Raw genomic sequence first — 24,175 nt, forward strand, 5'->3', positions numbered from 1 at the left:
GATCAGCGGATGATCGTAGACGTAACGATTTCTGGTCGGGGGCATCATCATCGTCGATCAGTCAGGAAACGTTGTAATGACCACCAGAATTGCCTCGGCGATCGCCGCGATCGCCATCACCCTATCTGTGGGCGCTCTCGCCGCCCCTGCGGCATCGGCGGAACCGGTGACACCAACGCTCGGTTCGGTCGTTTTCTGCTTCAACGTCCCGCTGGGTCCTTTCTTCAGCTTCAGCATCTGCGTCTGAGATCGGCGGGCGGGTAAAAGCCGCGGACCAGCGCGGCGTTCATAAACAAGTGAACCTTTCGGTGGACCGGGCTACCGTGGGGTGATGGCCGCGCATCTGACGCACTGGGGAGTGTTCGAAGCCGAGAGCGATGGGCAGCGGTTGACCGCAGTGCGTCCGTGGCACGGAGATCCGGAACCGACGGCATTGATCGAGAATGTGGCCTCGGCACAACATCATCCGACGCGGATCGATCAGCCATATGTCCGACGGGGGTGGTTGGAGCGCGGGCCGGGGGCGCCGGGGCGCGGCGATGAGCCGTTTGTTCCGGTGTCCTGGGAAACCGCGGTGGAGTTGGTGTCCGGTGAGTTGAATCGGGTGTACGGCGAGTACGGCGCGGAGTCGGTGTACGGCGGGTCGTACGGGTGGTCGAGTGCGGGGCGGTTTCATCACGCGCAGAGTCAGGTGCATCGGTTTCTGAACTGTCTCGGCGGTTATGTCCGAGGTGTGCACAGCTACAGTCTGGGAACCTCACAGGTGTTGTTGCCGCATGTGATCGGCTCGATGGGGCTGTTCGAGGGGCACGCGACCGCGAAGAGCGTGCTCGTCGAAAACACGGATTTGGTGGTGGCCTTCGGTGGGCTGTCGCCGAAGAACTCCGCGGTGTCGCCGGGTGGTGTGTCGCGGCACAACACCAGGACTTGGATCACGGCGGCGCGGGCGCGCGGCTGCCGATTCGTATCGATCAGCCCACTGCGCGACGACATTCCGGCGGAAGCCGCGGCCGAGTGGATCGCACTGCGGCCAGGTAGCGATGCGGCGCTGATGCTGGCGCTGGCCCAGGTGATGGATGCGGAGGGGTTGGCGGACAACGATTTTCTGGATCGGTACACGGTCGGGTACGAACGCTTCATCGGTTATGTGCGTGGCGAAACCGATGGCGTCGCCAAGGATCCCGCGTGGGCGGAAGCGATCACCGGTCTGTCGTCCGGGCGGATCCGGTCGCTGGCACGGGAGATGGCCGCCGCGCGCACGATGATCAATGTGAGCTGGTCGTTGCAGCGTGCCGAGCACGGTGTGCAACCGCTGTGGCTCGGGGTGGTGCTTGCGGCGATGCTGGGCCAGATCGGTTTGCCGGGTGGGGGATTCGGGCACAGTTACGGATCGTGCGCGCATGTCGGTGATCCGGCGCGCGGGCAGTCGGTGCCGAGGTTCCCTCAGGGCGGCAACGGTGTTTCGACGTTCATTCCGGTGGCCAGAATCGCCGATATGCTGCTGAATCCGGGGGAGTCGTTCGATTTCAACGGTATGCGGTTGGGGTATCCGGATATCAAGTTGGTGTACTGGTGCGGCGGGAACCCCTTTCACCACCACCAGGATCTGGCCCGGCTGCACACGGCGTTCACCCGGCCGCAGACGGTGGTCGTGCACGATGCGTTCTGGACCGCCACCGCGCGCCACGCCGATGTGGTCCTCCCGGCGACCATGAGCATCGAACGCGATGATTTCGGGTCCGGGCAGAACGATCGCGAGTTCTTCCCGATGAAAGCGCTCACCCGGCCGCACGGTACCTCCCGTGATGACTACGCAATCTTCGCCGAACTAGCCGAAAGTATCGGTGTCGGTAAGGAATTCACCGAGGGCCGCACCGTCGAGGAGTGGTTGAGGCACCTGTACGAGCAATGGCGCGCCGGCCTCGACGATCCGACGGTGCCGGAGTTCGACGACTTCTGGGACAGCGAGTCGTTCACGGTCGAGGTGCCCGATCCGGAGCAGGTGCTGTTCGCGGATTTCCGCGCGGATCCGGAGCGCTTCCCGCTCACCACTCCCAGCGGCAAGATCGAGATCTTTTCCGAAACGATCGACGGATTCGGATATGCCGATACCCCGGGCCACCCGGTCTGGTTGGAACCGGAGGAATGGCTGGGTGCCGCGACACGGTTCCCGCTGCAGCTCGTCGCGAATCAGCCGCGCACCAAACTGCACAGTCAGCTCGATGTCGGGGCGCACAGTCAGTCGGTGAAAATCGGTGGGCGAGAACCGGTGCGGTTACATCCCGACGATGCTGCGGCACGAGGTCTTCGAGACGGGGATATCGTGCGGATCTTCAACGATCGCGGAAGCTGCCTGGCCGGGCTGGTCGTCGACGACGCGGTCCGGCCACAGGTCGCGCAGCTGTCCACGGGCGCCTGGTACGACCCGGATCCGGTCGATCCCAGCTTTTGTCGGCACGGCAACCCGAATGTGCTCACCGCGGACCGTCCCGCATCGACGCTGAGTCAGAGCTGTGCCGGACAATTGGCGCTGGTCGAGATCGAGCGCTACGACGGTGAGCTACCGGATGTGGCCGTTGTTCGGCCACCTGCCACGGTCGAGGGTGTTTCGTGATGGCGCGGGTGAGGCTGGTCTCAACGGGCGGTCCTGGCTGTGGTCCGGTGTCGGATTTCTGTCAGGATTTCGAATTATGGTGTCGAATCCGTTGCCCGCGGTAGCTCGCCGGATCGCGCAGAAACGCTGGGTCATGCGCACAGCGCCGATAGTGATGCGGCTGGAACGGTTTGTGCGGCGGGTCAGCCGTGGTCGGCGCGGTGTGCTCGATCTGGCGGGTTTGCCGTCGATCGAGCTCACCGTCGCGGGTCGCAAAACCGGGATCCCGCGCACCACATCGCTGCTGTATGTGCCGCGCGGAGACGAGTTGCTGCTCGTGGGTTCCAACTGGGGCAGCCCTGAGCATCCGGGCTGGTCGGCAAACCTGCGGGCGGCCGACACCGCCATCGTCGGGCTGAAAGGTGAGCGGTTCGAGGTGACCGTCAGCGAGGTCACCGGGATGGACCGCAAACGGGCCTGGGATCTGGCGGTGGAGTTCTGGCCGGGCTATGAAATGGAATGCGAGCTGTCCGGCGGGCGGATCTTCCGGATTTTCGAGTTGCGCCGCAGCTGAATTCACTCCGCGGCAGGCACGATCGGTGCGCCCGGATGCGGGACCGGTGCTGGTGGGGTCAATGCGGCGGCGGGCGAACCCGGCTTGGCAGGTGGTGGCGGTAGGGCCGGTGTGAGCAGTGGCGGTGCGGCCGGTGCGGCCGGTCCGGGAACGACCACCCGAGGCTTGTCGGGTGTCGGTTCGGTGCAGTCGGGAGCATCGGATTCGGCGCAGGTGGCGGGCACGATCGGGGCCGCATGGGTGACGGTCGACACCGCGCTCGTGGCGATCGCCAGGACTCCGGCCGAGACCAGGACCGCTCGGCGGGATGCGAGGGACATGGCGATCACAACCAGATCGGATCGCCGTACACCGCGACCGAATTGTCAGCGGTGTCGGTGGAAATGGTCGCGATCACATACGAGCGCAGGCTGACCGGCCCCATACAGGCGTCGATTTTGATCTGCACCTGATCGGTGGTGATCGAACCATGAGGTCCGGCAAGGGCTTTGGTGCCGAACGGAATGGTGGTGATCGTGCCCGGTTTGAAGGTGGTAGATACGCTGGGCAGTGCCGCGGCCCCGACGCCGACGCTCAGACCGGGAGTCGGCGCGACCATCACATTGACATTCGGCCCGACCGAGGCCGCGAGCCCGAGCGAGATGCCATTGGAAACATCGATCTGGCAACCGATTTGGTAACCCAGCGTGAGCGTGCCCGAGTTGACCGATACGTTGCCCGCGCCGGTGATATCGGCGGCCGCGCGCACACTGACGAAGCCCTCTCGGGTGAAAGCGGTCTCGGCAAGATTGGGAACCCGATCGAGGTTTTCGGCGGTTTTCGTGACCGTGAGCTGCCAGCCGTCCTCGGTGGTGACCGTGCGGGACTGATCCGGCAGTGCATCCGCCGAAGCCGATTGTGCTGGAACGAAACTCAGCACCCCCGCGGCCAGTAGGCATAGCGGGACGCCGGTCGAGCTATTCATATTGTCGATCTCCTCGCTTACGTTGCCGTCGAACGATATCCGACGCCGTGCGGGACCTTCGTCGACAGGTCGCTCGTCCAAAACGGTGCGTGGTCGGTATCGCAGCGCGCAGAATCCGGATATGCGATTCCATGCCTTCAGCGACGATGTGCTTGCCGACCACGATGCGGTGACGATTGCGAAACTGGTGCGTCGAGGCGAAATCGGCGCGGCCGAGGTCGCCGAGGCAGCGCGAGCGCGGGCCGCGCAGGTCGATCCGACATTGCGCGCCCTGGTGGTCTCGGCGGAATCCGCGCTGTCGGCCGGTGATCCGGATGCGCCGCTGTTCGGTGTGCCGACGTATGTCAAGGACAACACCGATGTGCGCGGTCTGCCGACCAATCACGGCACCGCGGCGTTCGTCGGGCGGCCCGCCGCCGAAGACGGGCCGTACGCGAAACAGTTTCTGAGCACCGGGATGTCGGTGCTGGGCAAGAGTCGGCTACCGGAGTTCGGTTTGAACGCGAGCACCGAATTCGCCGCGGCCGAACCGACGCGCAATCCCTGGCATACGGACTATTCGCCGGGTGCGTCATCGGGGGGTGCGGCCGCATTGGTGGCCGCGGGTGTGGTGCCGATCGCGCACGGCAATGACGGTGGCGGGTCGATTCGCATTCCGGCCGCGTGTTGCGGTTTGGTCGGGTTGAAGCCGAGCCGAGGGCGGCATATCGATGGTCCGCAGGCGCGGTCGATGCCGATCAATCTGGTTTCCGAAGGTGTGCTCACCCGATCGGTGCGCGATACCGCGACGTATTTCGCTGCGGCCGAACGTCATTGGCGCAATCCGAAGTTGCCGCCGGTCGGTCTGGTCGAGGGGCCGGCGCGGCGGCGGCTGCGGATCGGGGTGATCGCCGATTCCATCACCGGTACCGAAACCTGCCCGCAGACCCGGGCCGTACTCGACGACACCACCGCGCTGCTGGAGAAGATGGGTCATGAGGTACTTCCGATCGCACTGCCGGTCTCGCAACGCTTCGTCGACGACTTCACCATCTACTGGGGACTTTTGGCGTTCCTGATCGAGGCGGGCGGGAAATTCGCGATCGATCCGCGGTTTCAGCCCGGCGATCTGGATGCGTTCACCCACGGACTCGGAGCGCTGTATCGCAAGTCCATGGCACGCACACCGGCCATCCTCTACCGCCTTTCACAAGTGCGTCGCGCCTACGCGGGCATGTTCCGCGACCACGAACTGATCCTCTCGCCGGTCCTGGTCCATATCACTCCGCAACTCGGCCACCTGAACCCGACCGTCCCCTTCGACGAACTGTTCGCGCGCCTGATCTCCTGGGTCGCCTTCACTCCGTTGAACAATGTCGCAGGCACACCCGCGATCTCGCTGCCCATGGGCGCCTCCACCGAAGGCCTCCCGATCGGCATGCAATTCTCCGCCGCCCACGGCGACGAACGCACGCTGCTCGAGATCGCCTTCGCCCTCGAATCCGAACGCCCGTGGCGGCGCATCCAGGACTGACCTGTGCTACCCGGGAATCGCGCGCCAATCCTCGCCGAAGGGCCCCGCACGGCGCGCGACCATATCCAAGACCTCTTCACACGCGCCCTCGATCGCGCGCTGCCATTGCTCGGGCACCAGCCCCAGCCGAATGGCGAGTGCGTATTCGTCCTCGTCCTTCCAGTGGTAGCTCAGATTCGGTTCGACTATGAGATCCAGGTGCAGATCGCTGGTGTCGACACCGTCGGCGGTCCGGGTGAACGGCAACTGGAAATTGACGTACCACCAGAGGAATTCGCCGTGCTCAGCCCACGTCGGGACAATCGCGAAATGACGATCGGCGTACATGATGGCCAGCCTCGTGGTGCGCTGCCACACCCACGTACCCATCTCCCACTCCCGGCGCGCATACGCCTCCAGCAAGCGCCCCCGCGCGCCCCGATCGTCCTCCCGCATCGACCTGATCCACAGCTGCGGCCCCGCGCCCTCCGTCCCCGGCGTCAGCAACACCCGCAACTCGTCGCCGCGATCCGCCACCACCCGCTGCGGCCACGCGGTGAATGCCCGCCCAAAGATCATGTCCCGCACCACAATCGTCCGACCCACCGCGAAAGGCGTCACCGTGCCAGCCTAGTCTGCGCGCCCCGGACGAGGTTTCGGTGGTTCAGTCCGTATCGGTAGCGGCGAGGATCGCCGAGCTGATGCGGTCGGGGGCGAGGGCCAGGAGGGCGATATCCCAGGCGACCTGTTCGAACCAGCGGGTATTGGTCTCGAAGCTGTACCATTCGCAGCAGATCGCTTGTCGCTCAACCGTGGCGGCCGATTCGAGTTCAGCGTCCGCACGATCCGCGCCATCTCCGCATCCACGCCCGCCAGCGTATGGCGTCCCCGCCGCCGCCTTCATACGCGGCGGCGTGGTGCTGTCGACTGCTTGATGCCGCGTTCGGGCGGCCAGGTAGTCGGTCCGATCGCGTTGGATTCGCTTGGCCGTCGCCGATCCGGCCCGCTCGACTGGTGACGTAGCGGTGTTGGAATCGTGCAGTATTCGGTCCTGGCTCGGTACAAGAGGGCTCGCCGGTGTCATCACCAGAGTGGCCTCTTGAACTCGAGTGCGCAGGCCTGGCGGCGGCCGGGGCACCGATGCCGACGCGATGGTCTGATTCGGTGCGCGCACTACGGTGCCTGGAAGCCGCCGATCTTCTGCTCGAGCAGTTCGGCCAGCCGCAGCGGGGTGCGGTCCTCGAACATCGGACCGATGAGCTGCACTCCCACCGGCAGGCCCTCGGGGGACCGGCCCGCGGGTATGGCGGTGGCAGGCAGGCCGGGCATGGTGGCCACACCGGCCCAGACGAGCTGGTCGAAGTACGGGTACTCGACGCCGTCGATGTCGATGTGCCGGTTCTCCAGACCTCCGTTGTGGTCGTGCGGGAAGGCGGGAGTGGGCGTGATGGGGCACACCACGGCATCGAACTCGGCGAACAGCTGCCGCCAGCCGTGGCGGTGCAGTTCGCGACGGTTGTTCGCCTCGACCCAGTCGCGGTGGCTGAGCACCATGCCGCGCAGCCGCGCCGCATCCAGACTCCGGTCGTCCGCGCTCAGGGCGGCGGCGTGGGTCCGCAGCTGTTCGTACACGTCGACGGAGAGGCTCGTGGCGGCGTTCGACAGCATCAGCAGCATGTAGAGCGTCGCCGCTTCGGTCGGATCGGGCAGCAGCCGACTGCGCCGTTCGACGCGGGCGCCCTCGTCGACGAGCGCCTCGGCAACCCGGTTCACGCCCGCCCGCACCGCCGATCCGGTCGCAATGAGCGGATGGTCCTCGATGATCAGGACACGGAAGTCCGACAGCCGCTCGTGGCGCGCGGGCGGCAGTGCGACGTCGTGGGCGACGCCGTGGGTCAGCGGGTCCGGTCCGGCCATCACGTCGAGCAGCAGCACGAGGTCGCGGGCGGTGCGCGCCATCGGGCCGACGACGGCGAGGTCGAGGTCGATCGGGAAGGCCGGCGCGGGCGGCGCGACCATGCCGCGGGTCGGCGCCAGCCCGAGTGTCGGCTTGTGCGCGTAGACACCGCAGAAATGCGCGGGGGTGCGCAGCGAACCGGCCAGGTCGGAACCGATGGACAGCGCGCCGAACCCGGACGCAAGGGCCGCCGCCGAACCGCCGGAGGATCCGCCCGCCGTGCGGCCGTGCTCCCACGGGTTGTTGGTGGTGCCGTAGATCTCGTTGAAGCTCTGGATATCTCGCAGCATCAACGGCACATTGGTCTTACCGAGCACAACGGCGCCCGCGGCCTCGAGCCGCGACACCTGTAGCGCATCCTCGGCAGGTATGTAGTTCCGGTGCATCGGCATGCCCCAGGTCGTGGGCAGCCCGGCCATGTTGTAGGACTCTTTGACCGTCACCGGTATGCCGAGCAGCGGCCGGTCCTCGCCGCGGGCGCGCGCCTGGTCGGCACGGTGTGCGGCGGCCCGCGCACGGTCGAAGGTTCGCACACAGATCGCGTTGATCGCCTTGTCGTCCCGCTCGATACGGGCGATCGCCTCGTCGGTCAGTTCCACCGAGGTTACGTCACCGGCATGCATCGCGGCCGCGAGCTCTTCGGCCGACCGAAAATTCCACTCCATGAACTCGACGGTATCGGTCTGCCGCAGCGGACATAAAATGCCGCTTCGCGCAAACGAGACAGTCGAACGGGTGACCTTCAGTGCAAATTAACGCACTCGTTCTGTCATATCCCAGGTCACGGTGTCGGCAGAGCCGACTCGATTGGCGCAGGCCATGAAATGCCGTTTAGCACAACGGGATAGATGTCACGATGGCTACCGTGTTCCCCTGTGGCCGCAGACTGTTCGACCGGCCGCTGGTCATGGCGACGTGCGGCGAGATCGGTGCCGGCCCGGAAATTCAGCAGACGTGCCCACGAGGCAGGTGGACCCCGTGCACGGCCGGAAAATGCAATTCATTCCCAAAAACGGCCGTAATCAGGGTTACCGATCGTGTTCGCGTGCTCCTTTGCGGAGTGAGCGTGAGTGAGTTCATAGAGCACGCGCCACATTCGCAAGTAGGTTCTTGAATATGGATAACGACGGACCCAGCCGGACAGCGCTCATCACCGCGTACGCCCGCGCCTATCACCAGATCGCTGACCGACCACGGATCTTCACCGACCCCCTGGCGGCACCTCTGCTCGGCGTCACCGCAGAGGAACTGGCCGAATTGGGCACGCCCACAACCAACCACCTCGGTGCCGGGGCCAGCGATCGGTCCCGCCGCCTGTTCTTCGCCGCACGCGCGCGCTTCGCCGAGGACGCCGTGGCCGCGGCCATCGCCGCTGGTGTGCGGCAGGTCGTGATCCTCGGTGCGGGCCTGGACACCTTCGCCTATCGCAATCCGCGCCCGGACGTGCGTGTCTTCGAGGTCGACCACCCCGCCACCCAAGCGTGGAAACGCGAACGCCTTACTACCGCCGGAATCGAGCGCCCTGAGACGTTGACCTTCGTGCCGGTCGATTTCGAAACCCAGACGCTGGCAGCGGGATTGGAGTCCACCGGATTCAAACGGACCGACCCGGCCGTATTCGTGTGGCTCGGCGTCGTGTTCTATCTGACTCCGAACGCCGCCCACGCCACTCTCGAATACATCGCTGGTCAGGCCCAGCCGGTCGAGGTGGTCTTCGACTACCTGCAGCCCGCGAACAGCGACGAGGACCGTGCGCACCAGCAGGAACGTGCCGATCGGCTGGCCGGCGTCGGCGAACCCGTGTTCAGCTACTTCACGCCCGACGACATCGCCGCACAGCTGCGCGCCCTCGGCTTCACCGACCTCGAAGACCACTCCGCCCCCGACCTCGTCACCGGCTACCTCGACGGATCGGCAAGATTCGAAGGCGAACCGCCCCGCGCATTGCGCGCGATCCGCATACTGCGCGCGAGCCGCTGAGGATTGCCCGCCACGTCGACTTGCACCACATCTGTCGCGACGGCCAGCATCTCCGGCACCAGCCTCTCAACTGCACAAACTCAGAGAAATCACGACACCATCGGCCAGCACCACGTGCGCCGCACCTGGCAGATCAGCCCTCTCCACGGTGTTGCAGTAAACACAACATTGTTGCGTCTCGTTCCCGGAACGCTGGAACCATCCAGGTAAGGCACGATTTTCGCGGCGACACGCTAAGTGGCAATTGCTCGCAACCTGCGTCGCAGCCTCCATCGCGGCAATGTGCAGTGTTGCATTTGATGCAATTCATCCTAGTTACTGATCTAGAGACCGAGTTTGGTGACGGCGTTGTCTTCCAATGGGTTTGCGGTGCGGATGTAGTTGTGCACGGTGCGCGGGTTGGACCAGCGGCCCTGGCGCATGATCTCGCGGTCGCTGGCACCGCCGAGGGCTGCTTGGGTGGCGAATCCGGCGCGCAGTGAATGTCCAGAGAAGAGGTCGGGGTCGAGTCCGGCGCGTGCGGCATAGCGTTTGACGAGTTCGGCGATGGCGCGGCCGGACATGGCGTCGGTGCCGATGCCGCCGTGGCGGGAAATCGTGGGAAACAGTGGGAGGGTGTCGTTTTCGGCGAGTGCGGTGCCCTGGTAGCCGTGGCAGCGGTGGATGTCCGGAGATGGGAACGTTGTCTCGGCGAGCCAGGCACGGATATCGCCATGCTCGCGATGCACCTCGAGCAACTGGATCCAATCGGCGAAGGCGCAGACCGGGCAGGTGTGCGGGCGCTGGCCGCGGGGGAGTGCGACGCGCTGCTCCGCGATGCCGGTGGGGTCGGTTTTGGTGGTCGGAAGTTGCACGAGCAGCAGCGGTTCACCGGTGCCGTGGTCGAGATGGACTCGCACATCGGCGATCCGCAATCCGGCGAGTTCGCTGCGGCGCAATGCCCCCGCGAATCCGACCAGCAATGCCAGCGCGTCGCGGCGGCGCGCGGGCTCGGTGGGCCAGCCCGGCTCCGGCAGCCCTGCGAGCAGTTGTTCGAGGGTGTGCAACAGCACGGGGCGTTTGCGTTTCGGCTGCGTGCGGCGGGTCCGGCGGATACCGCGCAACGTCAGTCGAACGACATCGGAGCGCGTGGCCGACGGTAATCCGTTGGCGGCGTGCACCGCCGCGATGGCCGCCGACTTGCGCTCGAGCGTGGCCGCACTGAATGCCCACCGCTGCGAACCATCGTCACTGTGACGCAACGCATCCGCAGCCGCTGCCAGATATACCGCGACGTCGAGCGGATCCGCCGGCAGCGCCTGCCGCCCCTCGGCCGCACACCATCCGGCCCAGCCGATCCAATCGGTTCGATACGCCCGCAACGTATTCGCCGACTGCGACGCCTCCAGATAGCGCCGCAACGCCCCGGCCTGCTCATCGTCGAACCGTTCTCGCACCAACCGCAGCGCCACGGTATCGACCAGCACACTGCGCACGCCGCGCCGGAGCTCCGTGCGCACCGACTCCGGCACCGCGACCACTGCATCGCCCACCCGCTCGCTCCCATCCACCCGTCCTACCTTCGACGACCAACACTATGCGCTCTCAGGCGATTTCCGAGCCGTCGCAACGACTCGGCGATTCCGGTGTGGTCACAACAGGGATCAGTCAGGGAGTGGCACCAGTCGCTGGGCATCGTCGAACAGATAGGACTCGGCGACCCGTGCCGCGGTGAGCGCAGCCAGAGCGGTGGCCGCGAGCAGCATGTACATGACCACGATCTGGTAGCGAATAGCGGTGAGCGGATCGACACCGGCGAGGATGAGCCCGGTCATGGCGCCGGGCAGGCTGATGAGCCCGACGACCTTCGTCGCGTCGATCGTAGGGATCATCGCGGTGCGCAATGCGGACCGCCGGTGCGGCAGGAAGGCTTCGCGCGCCGAAAGACCCAGGCACAGGCGGGCTTCGATGGCGGGACGCGCATTGCGCGCGTCCTCGTGCAATCGACGCAGTGCGATACCGGTGGCCTGCATGGCAGCCGAGACGATCATGCCGCCGACCGGGACGACCACGCGGGCCTGCGTGGAAATCACACCGAGCAGAATGAGTGCGCCGAGGGTGATGGCCGACCCGGTGCAGACCCCGATGGTCGCGGCGCGCCGCGCACGCGGCACACCCCGGCCACGTCGGCCCGCCACCTGCCCGGCGATCAGCACCATCAACACGACCCAGGCGAGCGCACCCGGTAATCCGGTGTGCCGGAACAGGATCAGCAGAATGGCGCCGACCGCGACCAACTGGGCTCCGGCGCGGGTCGCGGCGATGAGCAGCTCGCGGGTCAGATGCAATCGCTGACGATAGGCGATCGCGGCGGCCAGTGCGACGAGTACCAGCGAGGTCGCCACACCCGGCCACCCGGGTACGGAAAGCTGTTCTGTCACTGGGGTTTCCGTTCATCGCTGGGAGACAAATGTCCGTGTTGCAGTGTCCAGGTGTTGTCGGCCACATCGGTCACGAAGACGGTGTCGTGGCTGACCAGGATGACACCACCGCCGGAGGCGGTGTGCTCGCGAATGAGAGTTGCCACCGCTGCGGCGGATTCCGCGTCTAGCGCGGAGGTCGGTTCGTCGAGCAACAGCACATCGGGTTCGACGGCCAGCGCCCGCGCCAGGCACACCCGCTGCGCTTGACCGCCGGACAGTTCGAGACAGCGCCGTTCACGGAAGTCCGGTAAGCCCACCCGCGCGAGCAGCGTGTCGATGCGCTCGGATGCGAGATCGGCACGGCCGACACGGATCTCGTCGGCGACGATGTCGGTGAGCAGTGTCGGTCGCTGTGGCACCAACCCGACGCGGCGGCGCAGGTCCGGCGCGGGGAACCGGGTGATCGGCACGTCATCGAGCAGGATCGTGCCGCCACTCGGCTCGTCGAGCCGGTTGAGCAGCCGCAGCAGCGTGGTTTTGCCGGTCCCGCTCGGCCCGACCACCGCGGTGCACCGACCTCCCGGAAACCTCACGGAGATGTCGGTGAGTATCGACGTTTCGCCGTGGTTCGCACTGACCCGATCCAGACTGATGTTCGGCACCGTCCCACCATTCCCTATCTGCGCAAGTGTTTCCTGACGGGGCCGGAAAAACCGGCCGCTCACGGGGCGAGTGGACGCGGCCTGCGTACATGTCCGACGATGGGCGGATGTCGCTCGGTACGCATGAGGTCGATCTGTTCGAGAGCACCAGGGGCCGTTTGGAGGCGATCTCCTACCGGCTGCTGGGGTCGGCCGGTGATGCCGAGGACGCGGTGCAGGAGACGTTTCTGCGCTGGCAGGCCGCCGCCCGCGACTATGTCGAGACGCCCGAGGCGTGGCTGACCAAGGTGCTCACCAATCTGTGCCTCAACCAGCTCACCTCGGCGCGGGCCAGGCGGGAGACGTATGTGGGCCAATGGTTGCCCGAACCCGTATTCGCCGGGGACCGGATGCTCGGCCCGGCCGATACGGTCGAGCAGCGTGAATCGGTGTCGATCGCGATGCTCACGCTGATGGAGCGGCTCTCGGCCAAGGAGCGCGTGGTGTACGTGCTGCGCGAGGCATTCGGGTACGCGCACAACGAGATTGCCGAGATACTCGATATCACCGAGTCGAACTGTCAGCAGATCTATCGGCGCGCCAAGCAGCATCTGGCCACCGACCGGGCTCGCGTCGAGGTCGATGAGGCCGCGGCCCGCAGGATCGTCGAGGAGTTCCTCGCCGCGGCGGTCAGCGGCCGAACCGAGACCCTGATCAGCCTGCTGACCGATGACGCCATCAGCATCGGCGACGGCGGCGGCTTCATCGCGACTCTCAGCAGGCCGCTCGTCGGTGCGACGCGCGTCGTGCGGTTCTTGCGTCTGGCCGTCAAGCCGACCGACGCCAAACGGAACATGCTGGGCGGTAGCCCGGCAATGTTCGCCGCGGTCGCCAACGGCGGGCCCGCGCTGGTGATGGTGGTCGGTGATCGGGTCGTCGGCATCATCTGCCTGCAGGTGACCTCCGACGGCATCGCGGCCGTCCACGCCCAGGCCAACCCGGAAAAGCTCGAGCGCGCCACGCGCAGGTGGGCGACTTCCGAACACGGAGCACCCCTCCTCGAATCCTGGTGACCCACATCACAGTCCACTCCTGTCAGTATTCGTGCCGCTGTCCGGTTCAGGAAGCGAACCCACCGAGACAGGAGTAAGACCATGAAGCACCGCATCGTCGTCCTCGGAGCCGGATACGCCGGAGCCATCACCGCCGGACGCCTCGCCAAGCGGCTGCATCGCGACGACGTCGAGATCACCCTGGTCAATGCCGACCCCGAATTCGTCGAACGGGTGCGCATGCACCAGCTCGCGAGCGGGCAGGATCTACCCGTCCGCTCACTGCGCGAGGTCTTCGCGGGCACCGGCGTGCAGGTTCGGATCGCACGGGTCACCGCGGTCGATGTGGACCGCAAGACCATCGACCTGACCGGCGAGAAGATCGGCTACGACACCCTCGTGTACGCCCTCGGCAGCACCATCGCCGACTACGGCGTCCCCGGTGTCGCCGAGCACGCCTACAACGTGGCAGGGAAGCAGGCGGCGCTGCGGCTGCGGGCACGCCTGAACGAGTTGCGGCCGGGCGAGACCGTGCTGATCGTGGGCGGCGGTCTGACCAGCATCGAAGTGGCCGCCGAAATCGCCGAGGCACGCCCGGACCTCGGGGTCGCGATCGCCGCGCGCGGCGGCGTCGGCGACTGGCTCGACGGGAAGGCCCAGCGCCATCTGCGCGGCGCTTTCGAGCGGTTCGGCATCACCGTCCACGAGCACGCCGAGGTCACGCGGGTCACCGGGAACGGTGTGGTCACGAGGTCGGGTCAGGACATCTCGGCCCAAATGACCGTGTGGACAGCGGGTTTCACTGTGCACACGATCGCGGCCGCGACAACCCTGGCGGTGTCCGACTCCGGACGAATCGTCGTCGATGCCACACTGTGCTCGGTCTCGCATCCGGACGTGTACGCCGTCGGCGACGCCGCGTACGCCGAAGGGGTCGGCGGCAAACCGCTACGGATGGGCTGCGCCACCGCAACTCCGATGGCATGGCAGGGCGCCGACGTCATCGCCGCGCGCTTGACCGGCCGCAAGGTTCCCGACGCTCCGATCGGCTACGCCAGCCAGTGCATCAGCCTCGGCCGCCGCGATGGCATCGTCCAGAAGGTGACCCCCGACGATCAGCCCACGTCCAAGGTAGCCACGGGCCGGATGGGTGCCCGCATCAAGGAGCTCATCTGCGCGTCCGCGGCCTGGAGCATCTCCCACCCGACCATGATGCTGCCCAGCCGTCGGCGCCACCTCGTGGCAATCGGCGACGTGGAGCCCCAATTCGTCACCCGGTGACGCGGCCATCCGAACGCAGTCCGAGCCGGGAGCCACCGGTCCGCATGACCGCGGACCGGTGGCTCCAGTTGGCGGAGCGAATGTTGGTGCGGCAGAGCTTCATTCGACGGCAGCCGAGCGCCTGCGGCTGTTGCACGAGCATCCAGCCCGGCGTGGGCCGAGGGCAATGAAGCCTTCCCGCCCACAACTGTTCGCTCAGCGGACGGCAGCGCCGAACCACTTCGGCAGCACGCCGATCAGATCCTGCTGATCGTCACCGACCCACGCCACATGCCCGTCCGGGCGCAGCAGCACCGCGGGCACCTCCAGTTCCTCGCTGACATCGACGACGTGGTCGACCCGATCCGCCCAGCCAGCCACCGAGAGCCGGCCGGTCTGGTCGAGCAGCAGTCCGCGGCCACCACGCATCAGCTCGTAGAGGCGTCCCCGATTCAGCTTCACATCCCGCAGCCGCCGACCGAGCAATTCATGCCCCTCGCCGAAGTCGTAGCGGACCCCGATCGCAATGATCTGCTCCAGCAGATACCGGTTCACCTCCTCGAAGTCCATCAGTTTCGCCACCAGTCGGCGCACTGCCTGGGCACCCGGCTCGAGCGAGATCAGCTCCGCCTGTGCCCGGGTGTTCTCGAGCACGTCGGCGGCCACCGGACGCCGTTCGGTCTCGTAGCTGTCCAGTAACCCCTCCGGCGCCCAGCCGCCGACCTCGGCGGCCAGTTTCCAGCCGAGATTGAATGCATCCTGGATACCGAGATTGAGACCCTGCCCACCCATCGGCGGGTGGATGTGCGCCGCATCGCCGGCGAGCAGCACCCGGCCGACCCGATAATGCTCGGCCAGGCGGGTCGCGTCGCCGAAGCGCGAGAGCCAGCGCGCGGAGTGTGCGCCGAAGTCGGTGCCGGCGAGCTCTCTGAACTGATGCTTCAGCTCGTCCAGAGTCGGTGGGACCCTGGGGTTTTCGGCCAGGCCCGCAGCGGGTGCGCCGATACGGTACACCCCGTCTCCGAGGGGCACGGCGCCGAACCGCAGCTGGGTTTTGCGGACTTCGGCCACCACGGCGGCTACCTCTTCCGGCGGCGCGGTCAGCTCCACCTCGCCCAGCAGCGTCTCGTTACGGGTGGGCTCGCCCGGAAAATCGACGCCGAGCAGTTTGCGCACCGTACTGCGGCCGCCGTCACAGCCGACGAGGTAGCGCGAACGCAGTTGCCCCCCGTCGGTCAGTTCGACGGTTACCCCGTCATTGTCCTGGCTCAGCCCGGCCACTTCACAGCTGCGGCGAATTTCGACGCCGAGTTCGGTGGCACGCTCGATCAGCAGGCGCTCGGTGACGGGCTGCGGAATGGACAGGACATACCGATACGTGGTGTCCAACCCTTCCGGCTGGGGTTTCCTGATGCCCGCGAAGAAACCGCCGAGCGGGTACTGCTTCCCGAGCGCGAGGACCTGATTTAGCAGACCGCGCTGATCCATCAATTCGACGGTGCGCGCGTGTATGCCGAGCGCACGCACCACCTTGGTCGGCTCCGCATCCTTCTCCAGTACCAGCGCGTCCACGCCGCGCATGCGCAGCTCACTGGCCAGCATCACGCCGGTCGGTCCGCCGCCGGCAACGATCACATCAATCATGGAACCCCTCTTTCGGCAAAGCTACATGTGGGCCAGCCGCTTCGTCCTGTCCCGCCACTGGCGGTGCGACCTCCCGCGACCCACCCACACTGCCCTTATTTCCGCAGGTACTGGCTTCGGCTGGAGATTCTGCAGCACGACCGGGGTCTTGCCGCAAGACCCGGGGTGCGATATATGTTGAAAGGGATAAGGAGTGAGCAACTTCCTTCTGGCCATCGAGTTTTGTTCGAGAGGGCCGTCACCGCCGCGGAATAGTGGCCTCGGGCACGGGAGGTCGCGTCGCTCAGCGCGTCAACGCCGAGTTGGTGCCACGGGCGGTGCTCGTCTGGTCCCTTCGGCTGCGTGTCAGCTCGAGATACTGGCCTGGATGCCGTCGAGGAGGAAGTCGAGGCCGGTGCGGAAAGTTTCGTCGGCGTCCAGGTGGGCGGCGTCGCGTATGACCGTGGACAGCGCGGGGAATCGGCCAGTTGCGAAGGTCCGCTCGAGATAAGGCCCGAAGGCGGCCTGCCACTGACTCTTGTCCATCCCAGTGGCCCGCTCGGCGCGCCGCTCGGTGATCTCCCGGCGCACCGCGCCGATCACGTACGCATTGACCGCGGCGACCACCGGCATGACGGTGTCCACGTCGACGCCGCCCATCGCCGCCACCACAGCCTCTCCTCTGGCCAGCGCGTGCGGCCCGAGCTGGGGCCGCCCACCGATCAGGTCGGCAAACCATTCATGCTGGTGAGCGGCCTGCCGAGTGGTTTCGGCAAGGGACCGTAACACCTCTCGCCAACCGTCTCCGGCCGGCCGCATCTCGGCATAGACCGAATCGACCATCAGGTCGAGCAACTCCTCCTTGGTGGCGATATAGCCGTACAGGCGCATCGGCCCGACGTCGAGTGCGGCGGCAACCTTGCGTAGCGACACCGCCGCCAGCCCGTCCGCGTCGGCCAGCCGGATCGCCGCTCGCACGATCCGCTCTCGGCTCAATGGGGCCGGCGCTGGTCGATCCGACGGCTCCGGCCTCTCCCACACCAACATGTCGCTCACGATACATCGCATGCTGCGATACAGTGTATTGGATAATTCGGTGTATCGAAGGGGCGACCATGACCATCACCATTGTCGGAGCCGGACTGGGCGGCCTGACCCTCGCCAGGGTGTTGCACGTGAACGGCATCGACGCCGTCGTGTACGAACGTGAACTCTCGCGCGGCGCGCGTGGTCAGGGCGGCATGCTCGACATACATTCTGGGCAGCGAGCGCTGCGTGAGGCCGGCCTGATCGACCAGTTCCACGCGATCGCCCGCGGCGATGGGCAGGACATGCGCCTGCTGGAGCCGGACGGCACCTTGCTGCTCCAAGAGGACACGCCCGACGACGCCCCGCTCGCGCGGCCCGAAGTCGACCGCGCCGATCTGCGCAACCTGCTGCTGGATTCCCTCCCCGAAGACGTGGTGCGCTGGGGGCACGCGTTCAAATCCGCCGACAACGGCCTGCTGCACTTCGCCGACGGCAGCAGTGCGACGTATGACCTGCTGGTCGGCGCGGACGGCGCGCAGTCGCGAGTCCGCGCGTTACTCACCGACGCCCGCCCGGCGCATATCGGCCAGAACGTCGTCGAGGTCGGCATTCCCGACATCGACCGCACACACCCCGACCTCGCCGCGATGGTCGGGCGCGGCAACTACTGGGTGCTCGGCAACGGACTATCCCTGGCGGCGCAGCGCAACGGCGACGGCCGCGTTCGCATCGGCATCAGCTTCTATAACACCGCCGAGGACTGGTTCGCGACCAGCGGGATCCCGTTCGACGACCCGGCCGCCGCCCGGGCGCGGCTGATCGACCTGCTCCCCGGCTGGGACTCACGGTTCACCGCGCTGATCGCGGCCTGCGACGACACGGTCGTACCGCGGTCGATCACCACTCTCCCGGTCGGCCTGACCTGGCCGTCTACACCAGACGTCACGCTGGTCGGCGATGCCGCGCACCTGATGCCGCCGGTGGGAGAGGGCGCAAACATGGCGCTGCTCGACGGCGCCCTGCTCGGTCTCGCGCTGGCCGCGCACCCGGACGACTTTCCTGCCGCCGTCAAAGAATACGAACGCGAGATGTTCGAACGCACCAGCGCTGCCGCCCGGATGTCCGCGAACATGCAGGAATTGCTGACGTCGCCGGACGCCGCCCAGAAAATGCTCGCATTCTTCCAACCTGGCTGAACAGCCGAGCTGGGTCAGTCCAGACAGAACTCGTTGCCCTCGGGGTCGGTCATCACGATGTGGCCGGCGCTCATCGGGGGACCGGGCTCGTAGCGACGTACCCGTGTCGCTCCCAGCGCGAGCAGACGGTCGCACTCGGCCTCCAGCGCCGCCATCCGTTCCTCGCCCTGCAGTCCCGGCGCCGCACGGACGTCGAGGTGCACACGGTTCTTGGCGACTTTGTCCTCCGGCACCTGCTGGAAGAACAGTCGTGGGCCGCGCCCGTGCGGGTCCTCGATGGCCGATCTCGTGTTGCGCTGCTCCGGCGGTACACCGATACGAGCGAGGAACTCCTCCCATGCGGCCAGCGGGTCGGCATCGGCGGGCAGGTCGACTCCGGGCGGGCCGGGGTGGACGTAGCCAAGTACATCGCGCCAGAAGGTGGACAGTGCCTTCGGGTCGTGGGCGTCGAAGGTGATCTGGATGTGGCGGCTCATCGGGCTGCTCCGTTCGTGGCGGACTTCGTGTGCAGGTAGAGGTCGCGCAGCAGGCAGACCTCGGACAGGTGATGGATCAGCTCGCGGTGGATGTGCAGCACCAGATCGGCCATGGGCAACTCGGGGAAGGGCTCCTTCGCGCCGACCGGGACACCGAGCCCGGCCTCGCCGAGGCCGCGCACCCCGGCCAGCCAGACGTGGAGCTGGGCCTCGAGTTGGTCGAGCGCAGTGGCCGCACTGGGCGCGTACTCCCACGTCTCGTACGACGCCGCCGGTGCGCCGAAATGCGCCGCGTTACGCGCCGCGAGTACACCGACGATGACATGACCGAGTCGCCAGGCGATCGTGGTGAAGGCCGCGGGGACCGGCTGGGGGAGAGCGTAGTCGATCGTGAAGTCCCCGGCACCGACCTGCACGGGCGCCGTCGAGGTGCCGCGTGGCCGCACGCTCCAGGCGTCCGGCACCGGCGACCAGAAGTACTCGTCGTCGGTGAGGCCGTCGAGCCGGGCTCGGAGCTGATGGTTCCAATGGAACTCCCACTGCTCGCGCAGCGTCCGGTTCCAGTCGAGTTCGTCTGCATCCATGGAGCTACCCTGACATGCCTAGCGGACAGAATCGGTCCGCTATTTCTGGCAGGGTGGCGACATGGACGTGGAGCGGGGTACGACCGAGCGGGTGCTCACCCTGCTCGGGCTGCTGCAGCAACGCCAGGTCTGGACCGGCCCCGAACTCGCCGACCGGCTCGGGGTCACGCCGCGCACGGTACGGCGCGATGTCGAGCGGCTGCGCACGCTCGGCTATCCGGTGCATGCCAGCCAGGGTGTCGGCGGCGGCTACCAGCTCGGCGCGGGGCAGGACTTGCCGCCGCTACTGCTCGACGACCAGGAGGCGATCGTCACCGCGGTCTCGCTACTCGTGGGCGCGGGTGGCGCGATCGCCAGCGCAGGCGACGCGGCACTGCGGGCGCTGACCAAGCTCGACCGTGTGCTGCCCGCCCGGTTGCGGCACGAGGTGCGCGCGCTCTCCGGCTCGGTCGAATCCTTCGGTGGCGGCCGCACGCCGGTCGACCCCGAAGTGCTCATGATGCTGGCCAGAGCCTGCCGCGACGAGGTCGAGGCAGGCTTCGACTACCCGTCCGGAAGCGAGGTGCGACGGCGGCAGGTCGAGCCCTACCGTCTGGTCGCCTCCGACCGGCGCTGGTACCTGCTCGCCTACGACCTCGATCGCGACGACTGGCGCAGCTTCCGCGTCGACAAGATGACCGAGGTGTCGGCACGGACCTGGCGCTTCCGCCCGCGCGCGGCGCCCGACGCGGCGACCTACGTGCAGGAGAGTGTGGCGAGCCGGGTCTACCCGCACCAGGCGCGTTTTCTCGTGCACGCCTCGGCCGACACCGTGCGTGCGCAGATTCCAGCGTCGGCGGCCGTCGTACGACCGCAAGGGAACGAGCGCTGCGAGGTACTCAGTGGCGCCGAAAACCTCGACGCCGTGCTCATGCACATAGTCCTACTGGGGCACAACTTCGAGGTACTCGACCCGCCAGAGCTCGGGAGGCGCTGTCGCACGCTGGCGCAGCGACTGCTGTCGGCTGATGCAACGATGCCGGATATTGCGGACTCGTGAGCCGCGACCATCGCCAAGATCGGTGCTGATGTTCTCATCGTGGCGGGTGAGATGTGCGCGGGGACGTCGTCGTCGATGCGCCGGCGTGCACGGCGCATCTGCTCGACCGCGAACCCGTAATACTCTGTCGTCCAGGCAATTACGGCATGTGCGGCCAGGGTCGACCTGCGCGAAGCGCAGGTGCCCGACCATCCCGACGCCTGGACCGAATGCCTCGCGGAGGGCCTGGTGTGCCTGCACTGCGGCCATGTCGGCTGCTGCGACTCCTCGCCGGGCATCACGCAACCAAGCGCTTCGACAGCACCGGCCATCCGGTCAGGTGCAGCGTGGAGCCGGACGAATCCTGGCGCTGTGCTATCGCGACGAACTGCTCGGCTAACCGCGATCAGCTGGTGCCCCAACGCTTTCGGTGTGCGGGAGCACGTCGGCGAAACGCGGTGTGCCGGGTTCGGACGGCAGTCGCGTCACGCGGGCGGTGAAGCTGATCGCGTGGTACCAGCCGCACAGCAGCAACAGATCCAGCAGCCGTTGCTCGTCGAACTCGGCCGCGAGCCGGGCCCACAGCACATCGTCGATATCGCCATGATCGTGCAGGGCGTCCACGGCCCGTAGCAACAGCCGCTCGGATTCGGTTGTCCAGCAGGGATCTTCGGGGCTGCCGTGGGTCAGGGAGGTCTGCTCTTCGGCGGTGATGCCCGCCCGGGCGGCGAATACCGCGATGTGCACGCCCCATTCGTACTCGCAGCCGCAGCGGGCGCAGGTGCGGTCGATGACCAATTCGCGTTCGCGCAGGCTCAGTGAGAGTTCCTGGCCCAGTTCGTAACTGCCCCAGCCGTGCATGGCCGTCGCCATCGGCAGGTTGCGGGCGAAGAGCCGGAACAGCGCGATGGGTGGGGCGCCCGAGGGCATCATGCGGGCCAGTAGTTCGCCGGCCGCGTCGGTGTAGGGCGGTTCCAGGGGGTCGATTCTGGACATTCCAGCTCCATGTGTTTCGGAAATAGAAACACCTCGAATGCTAGTGTTTCGATAATCGAAACACAAGGGAGTGCGATGGACGTCCCCCGCCCGGGCCGCACGGTCCGCGGCTCGACCACCGGTCGGCCGCTCATGGCCGCACTGGATCTACTCGGCCGTCGTTGGACGCTGCGCATCGTGTGGGAACTGCGCGACGGGCCGATCGGGGCCCGCGCTCTGCTGGCCCGCTGTCAGGGATTGTCCTCGAGCGTGCTCTACCAGCGCTTGGGTGAACTCACTGCCGCAGGGCTGATCACGGCTACCGATGACGGCTACGCGCTCACCCCGCTCGGCGCGGGCCTGCGCGGCGCACTAGGCCCACTCGATGCCTGGGCAACCGAGTGGGCCGAGTCGCAATAGTTCTGAATAGTTCGGGCAGTCATGCGGTTACGTGCCCGCAGGGCAACCTTGACATTGCAGCCCGCAGTTTCGGTGGGCCGCGGCTCGGCTGACCGGAATGTACGCCGAAGGAGCTCAGCTCACCGCGCAGACCAACAGCCCCAGCAGATCGTCGGCGGACTTCCCGCCGACCTGATCCATGACGCGCGTGATCGGTGCTCCTCCGCTGGCACGTGCGACCCGCTCGCGCCAATCGTCGGCTTCGGTGGCAAAGACAGGCTCGAATCCCCGCTCCCGCAACGTCTTCGCGGCTGTCTCGCTGCGGACCGCGTTGAGCACGTGGACGCCGCACGGGCGGGCGAAACAAGTTCACCAGTCGGCCCACCGCGCCATAGGCGGCATTGATCGCGATCCACTCGCAGGGTTCGACGTTCAGGTCTTCGAGCGGCATGAGCGCGCTCAGGGGTATGGCCAGCAGCTGGCTCGCGGTCTCGTCGGACACCGTATCCGGCACCCCCTGGTTCGAGAATCCGAACTGACTCCTTCGCGAAGTGGACCGGGGTACCCAGTTTTTCGCCGGTTCCGTTGGTAATTCGTTTCGTAAGAGCAAACCAAACGAAAACGAAACTCTGGCAGACGGATTGCGAGGATTCAGGGATGTCTGACCCCCGATAATGTTCACTTATCGGGGGTTAGATCCAACGGGTTGGCCAGCCGAAAGATTTGGGGCGACACGGATTTCGTTTCGTGTGAATACGTGTGATTTGACGAAACCAACGCTACGATTCTGCGGTGTCCAACGTTTGCAACTACCCCGGATGTGCTCGACCGATTACGCGCGGGGGTGGGCCGGGGCGGCCCTCGGAATACTGTGATCACCCGGAGCACACCCGGTGGCGCGCTTGGCGGGAACGGCAACGGCAGCAACAGGAGTCGCAGACGTCGGTGGCTGCCGTCACTGTGACGCAACAGGGTCCGGTGACGGTGGCTCGGTTGCGCGCGGATGAGCTGCTCACGCAATTCCGTGGACTGGCCGATCAATTGGGGAACACGCTGAATGCGGCAGTGGCCGAGCTGTCCACGCTTGCCGATCCGGCGATCGCCGAGGCGCAGGTGCAGGCCGTGCAGGCCGATGCGGCACGGCGCATCGCCGAGGCTGAGGTCGCAACGGTAGCCGCGGATCAGGCGCGACGCGAAGCGGAGGAGGCGCGCGGGGCCGCGGAATCGGCTGCCGACGATGCGGCCGGCGCGGCCGAACATGCGGAATCACTGGTGGCTGAAGCGGATGCGGCGCGGTCGGATGCGTTGCGCGAGGTCGAACGGGTCACCAAACAGGCCGCCGACGATGTCTTCGCGGCACGCAGCGAGGCCGACGCCGAAATCCGCACCATCCGCCGCGACGCGGCCGACGATGTGGAACGCGCGCGGCAGCAGGCCACCGAGGATGTGGAACTGGCGCGCCGGAAGGCGGCGACCGAAATCGAACAGATCCGCCGCGAGTCCGCCCAACAGATCACCGCGGCCGGGGCCGAACGCGATCTGGCGGTGCAGCGCGCGGCCGATGCCGAGCGCGCCATCGAACGCGCCGAACAGGCCGTGGCCGAACGCAATCAGGCCGTCGCGGAGGCGCGCGAGGAACTGAACCGACTGCGCGAGGACCTGGATCGCACGCGCAGCGAACTCGTCGAGGTGCGCCGCGCGGCAAGTGCGGAGCTCGCTGCGGTGCGCGCCGAATCGGCGGCCGCGCTCGAGCGGGCACGGGGCGAAGCGGCGGAACGGTTGGCCACGCTGGACGACGCCCGCGCCCAAACCCTGGCCCGCGCCGAACGCGCCGAACGCCAGCTCGACCATATGGTCGCCGAATCCCGCCAGAGCCGAACCGGATCGGCGCCCGACGGCGCTCCCGGATAGGAGCAATCAAACGGGCGCCCGTTGTCAGGGCCGGGAACCCTTGTCCGGG

25 protein-coding genes are annotated in these 24,175 nt (G+C 66.8%); 10 read left to right on the forward strand and 15 right to left on the reverse strand.

Annotated features, from left to right (window positions below; translation table 11 throughout):
* Positions 1-57 precede the first annotated feature (57 nt).
* Positions 58-237, reverse strand: coding sequence for a hypothetical protein (locus ACZ60G_RS11205; protein ID WP_465809394.1), 180 nt, complete (start codon positions 235-237; stop codon positions 58-60).
* Positions 238-331: 94 nt separating this feature from the next.
* Between ACZ60G_RS11205 and ACZ60G_RS11210 the strand changes: the two genes are divergently transcribed.
* Positions 332-2,614, forward strand: coding sequence for a molybdopterin guanine dinucleotide-containing S/N-oxide reductase (locus tag ACZ60G_RS11210; protein WP_465809396.1), 2,283 nt, complete (start codon positions 332-334; stop codon positions 2,612-2,614).
* Between the two features lie 76 nt (positions 2,615-2,690).
* Positions 2,691-3,167: a nitroreductase family deazaflavin-dependent oxidoreductase gene (locus tag ACZ60G_RS11215; RefSeq protein ID WP_465809398.1), complete on the forward strand. Its 477-nt coding sequence runs from the start codon at positions 2,691-2,693 to the stop codon at positions 3,165-3,167.
* Positions 3,168-3,169: 2 nt separating this feature from the next.
* Here ACZ60G_RS11215 and ACZ60G_RS11220 read toward each other — a convergent pair whose 3' ends face one another.
* Together ACZ60G_RS11220 and ACZ60G_RS11225 are read right to left on the reverse strand one after the other, a co-directional pair.
* Entirely contained in the window at positions 3,170-3,487 is a 318-nt protein-coding gene (locus ACZ60G_RS11220) for a hypothetical protein (protein WP_465809400.1), read from the reverse strand.
* Between the two features lie 5 nt (positions 3,488-3,492).
* Positions 3,493-4,131 (reverse strand): MspA family porin, encoded by a 639-nt coding sequence (locus tag ACZ60G_RS11225; RefSeq protein WP_465809401.1) that lies wholly within the window; start codon positions 4,129-4,131, stop codon positions 3,493-3,495.
* Between the two features lie 121 nt (positions 4,132-4,252).
* Here ACZ60G_RS11225 and ACZ60G_RS11230 point away from each other — a divergent pair, with 121 nt between their 5' ends.
* Positions 4,253-5,644, forward strand: a complete 1,392-nt coding sequence (locus tag ACZ60G_RS11230) for an amidase (protein WP_465809403.1) — start codon at positions 4,253-4,255, stop codon at positions 5,642-5,644.
* Between the two features lie 6 nt (positions 5,645-5,650).
* On the opposite strand, the gene ACZ60G_RS11235 is transcribed toward ACZ60G_RS11230, so the two are convergent.
* From ACZ60G_RS11235 to ACZ60G_RS11245, 3 genes are all read right to left on the reverse strand, one after another.
* Positions 5,651-6,244: a DUF402 domain-containing protein gene (locus ACZ60G_RS11235; protein ID WP_465809405.1), complete on the reverse strand. Its 594-nt coding sequence runs from the start codon at positions 6,242-6,244 to the stop codon at positions 5,651-5,653.
* Positions 6,245-6,287: 43 nt separating this feature from the next.
* Complete coding sequence (locus ACZ60G_RS11240) at positions 6,288-6,527, reverse strand: DUF6183 family protein (RefSeq protein WP_465809407.1); 240 nt, start codon at positions 6,525-6,527, stop codon at positions 6,288-6,290.
* Between the two features lie 269 nt (positions 6,528-6,796).
* A complete protein-coding gene (locus ACZ60G_RS11245) occupies positions 6,797-8,245 on the reverse strand; it encodes an amidase (RefSeq protein ID WP_465809409.1) in 1,449 nt (482 codons plus the stop codon).
* A 451-nt stretch (positions 8,246-8,696) separates the two neighbouring features.
* Here ACZ60G_RS11245 and ACZ60G_RS11250 point away from each other — a divergent pair, with 451 nt between their 5' ends.
* Positions 8,697-9,560 carry a class I SAM-dependent methyltransferase gene (locus ACZ60G_RS11250; RefSeq protein WP_465809411.1) on the forward strand — a complete coding sequence of 288 codons (864 nt, stop codon included), beginning with the start codon at positions 8,697-8,699 and terminating at the stop codon, positions 9,558-9,560.
* A 323-nt stretch (positions 9,561-9,883) separates the two neighbouring features.
* On the opposite strand, the gene ACZ60G_RS11255 is transcribed toward ACZ60G_RS11250, so the two are convergent.
* The 3 genes from ACZ60G_RS11255 to ACZ60G_RS11265 form a co-directional block, all read right to left on the reverse strand.
* Entirely contained in the window at positions 9,884-11,092 is a 1,209-nt protein-coding gene (locus ACZ60G_RS11255) for a site-specific integrase (protein WP_465809413.1), read from the reverse strand.
* A gap of 111 nt (positions 11,093-11,203) precedes the next feature.
* Positions 11,204-11,980 (reverse strand): ABC transporter permease, encoded by a 777-nt coding sequence (locus ACZ60G_RS11260; protein WP_465809415.1) that lies wholly within the window; start codon positions 11,978-11,980, stop codon positions 11,204-11,206.
* The gene (locus ACZ60G_RS11265) at positions 11,977-12,624 is read right to left on the reverse strand and encodes an ABC transporter ATP-binding protein (RefSeq protein WP_465809416.1); all 648 of its coding nucleotides are present in this window, start codon (positions 12,622-12,624) and stop codon (positions 11,977-11,979) included. Before ACZ60G_RS11265 ends, ACZ60G_RS11260 begins: the two co-directional genes overlap by 4 nt.
* 107 nt (positions 12,625-12,731) lie before the next feature.
* On the opposite strand from ACZ60G_RS11265, the gene sigJ reads away from it, so the two are divergent.
* On the forward strand, positions 12,732-13,676 hold the full coding sequence (sigJ, locus tag ACZ60G_RS11270) for an RNA polymerase sigma factor SigJ (protein ID WP_465809418.1): 945 nt from the start codon (positions 12,732-12,734) through the stop codon (positions 13,674-13,676).
* Between the two features lie 81 nt (positions 13,677-13,757).
* On the forward strand, positions 13,758-14,936 hold the full coding sequence (locus ACZ60G_RS11275) for an NAD(P)/FAD-dependent oxidoreductase (protein WP_465809419.1): 1,179 nt from the start codon (positions 13,758-13,760) through the stop codon (positions 14,934-14,936).
* Between the two features lie 195 nt (positions 14,937-15,131).
* Here the strand turns inward: ACZ60G_RS11275 and rox are convergent, their stop codons facing one another.
* Positions 15,132-16,559 (reverse strand): rifampin monooxygenase, encoded by a 1,428-nt coding sequence (rox, locus tag ACZ60G_RS11280; protein WP_465809421.1) that lies wholly within the window; start codon positions 16,557-16,559, stop codon positions 15,132-15,134.
* 345 nt (positions 16,560-16,904) lie between these two features.
* Entirely contained in the window at positions 16,905-17,585 is a 681-nt protein-coding gene (locus ACZ60G_RS11285) for a TetR/AcrR family transcriptional regulator (protein WP_465809423.1), read from the reverse strand.
* A 68-nt stretch (positions 17,586-17,653) separates the two neighbouring features.
* Here ACZ60G_RS11285 and ACZ60G_RS11290 point away from each other — a divergent pair, with 68 nt between their 5' ends.
* Positions 17,654-18,763 (forward strand): FAD-dependent oxidoreductase, encoded by a 1,110-nt coding sequence (locus tag ACZ60G_RS11290; RefSeq protein ID WP_465809425.1) that lies wholly within the window; start codon positions 17,654-17,656, stop codon positions 18,761-18,763.
* A gap of 14 nt (positions 18,764-18,777) precedes the next feature.
* Here ACZ60G_RS11290 and ACZ60G_RS11295 read toward each other — a convergent pair whose 3' ends face one another.
* Positions 18,778-19,239 (reverse strand): VOC family protein, encoded by a 462-nt coding sequence (locus ACZ60G_RS11295; protein ID WP_465809427.1) that lies wholly within the window; start codon positions 19,237-19,239, stop codon positions 18,778-18,780.
* Positions 19,236-19,823: a DinB family protein gene (locus tag ACZ60G_RS11300; RefSeq protein ID WP_465809429.1), complete on the reverse strand. Its 588-nt coding sequence runs from the start codon at positions 19,821-19,823 to the stop codon at positions 19,236-19,238. The genes ACZ60G_RS11295 and ACZ60G_RS11300 overlap by 4 nt, the downstream gene beginning before the upstream one ends.
* A 61-nt stretch (positions 19,824-19,884) precedes the next feature.
* Here ACZ60G_RS11300 and ACZ60G_RS11305 point away from each other — a divergent pair, with 61 nt between their 5' ends.
* Positions 19,885-20,862, forward strand: a complete 978-nt coding sequence (locus ACZ60G_RS11305; protein ID WP_465809431.1) for a helix-turn-helix transcriptional regulator — start codon at positions 19,885-19,887, stop codon at positions 20,860-20,862.
* A 375-nt stretch (positions 20,863-21,237) separates the two neighbouring features.
* Here the strand turns inward: ACZ60G_RS11305 and ACZ60G_RS11310 are convergent, their stop codons facing one another.
* Entirely contained in the window at positions 21,238-21,837 is a 600-nt protein-coding gene (locus tag ACZ60G_RS11310) for a carboxymuconolactone decarboxylase family protein (protein WP_465809433.1), read from the reverse strand.
* 75 nt (positions 21,838-21,912) lie between these two features.
* On the opposite strand from ACZ60G_RS11310, the gene ACZ60G_RS11315 reads away from it, so the two are divergent.
* Positions 21,913-22,236, forward strand: coding sequence for a winged helix-turn-helix transcriptional regulator (locus tag ACZ60G_RS11315; RefSeq protein ID WP_465809435.1), 324 nt, complete (start codon positions 21,913-21,915; stop codon positions 22,234-22,236).
* 114 nt (positions 22,237-22,350) lie between these two features.
* On the opposite strand, the gene ACZ60G_RS11320 is transcribed toward ACZ60G_RS11315, so the two are convergent.
* On the reverse strand, positions 22,351-22,554 hold the full coding sequence (locus tag ACZ60G_RS11320) for a hypothetical protein (RefSeq protein WP_465809437.1): 204 nt from the start codon (positions 22,552-22,554) through the stop codon (positions 22,351-22,353).
* A gap of 606 nt (positions 22,555-23,160) precedes the next feature.
* Between ACZ60G_RS11320 and ACZ60G_RS11325 the strand changes: the two genes are divergently transcribed.
* Positions 23,161-24,126 carry a coiled-coil domain-containing protein gene (locus ACZ60G_RS11325; RefSeq protein WP_465809438.1) on the forward strand — a complete coding sequence of 322 codons (966 nt, stop codon included), beginning with the start codon at positions 23,161-23,163 and terminating at the stop codon, positions 24,124-24,126.
* Positions 24,127-24,175 lie beyond the last annotated feature (49 nt).

Source organism: Nocardia sp. NPDC102475 (assembly GCF_055584605.1).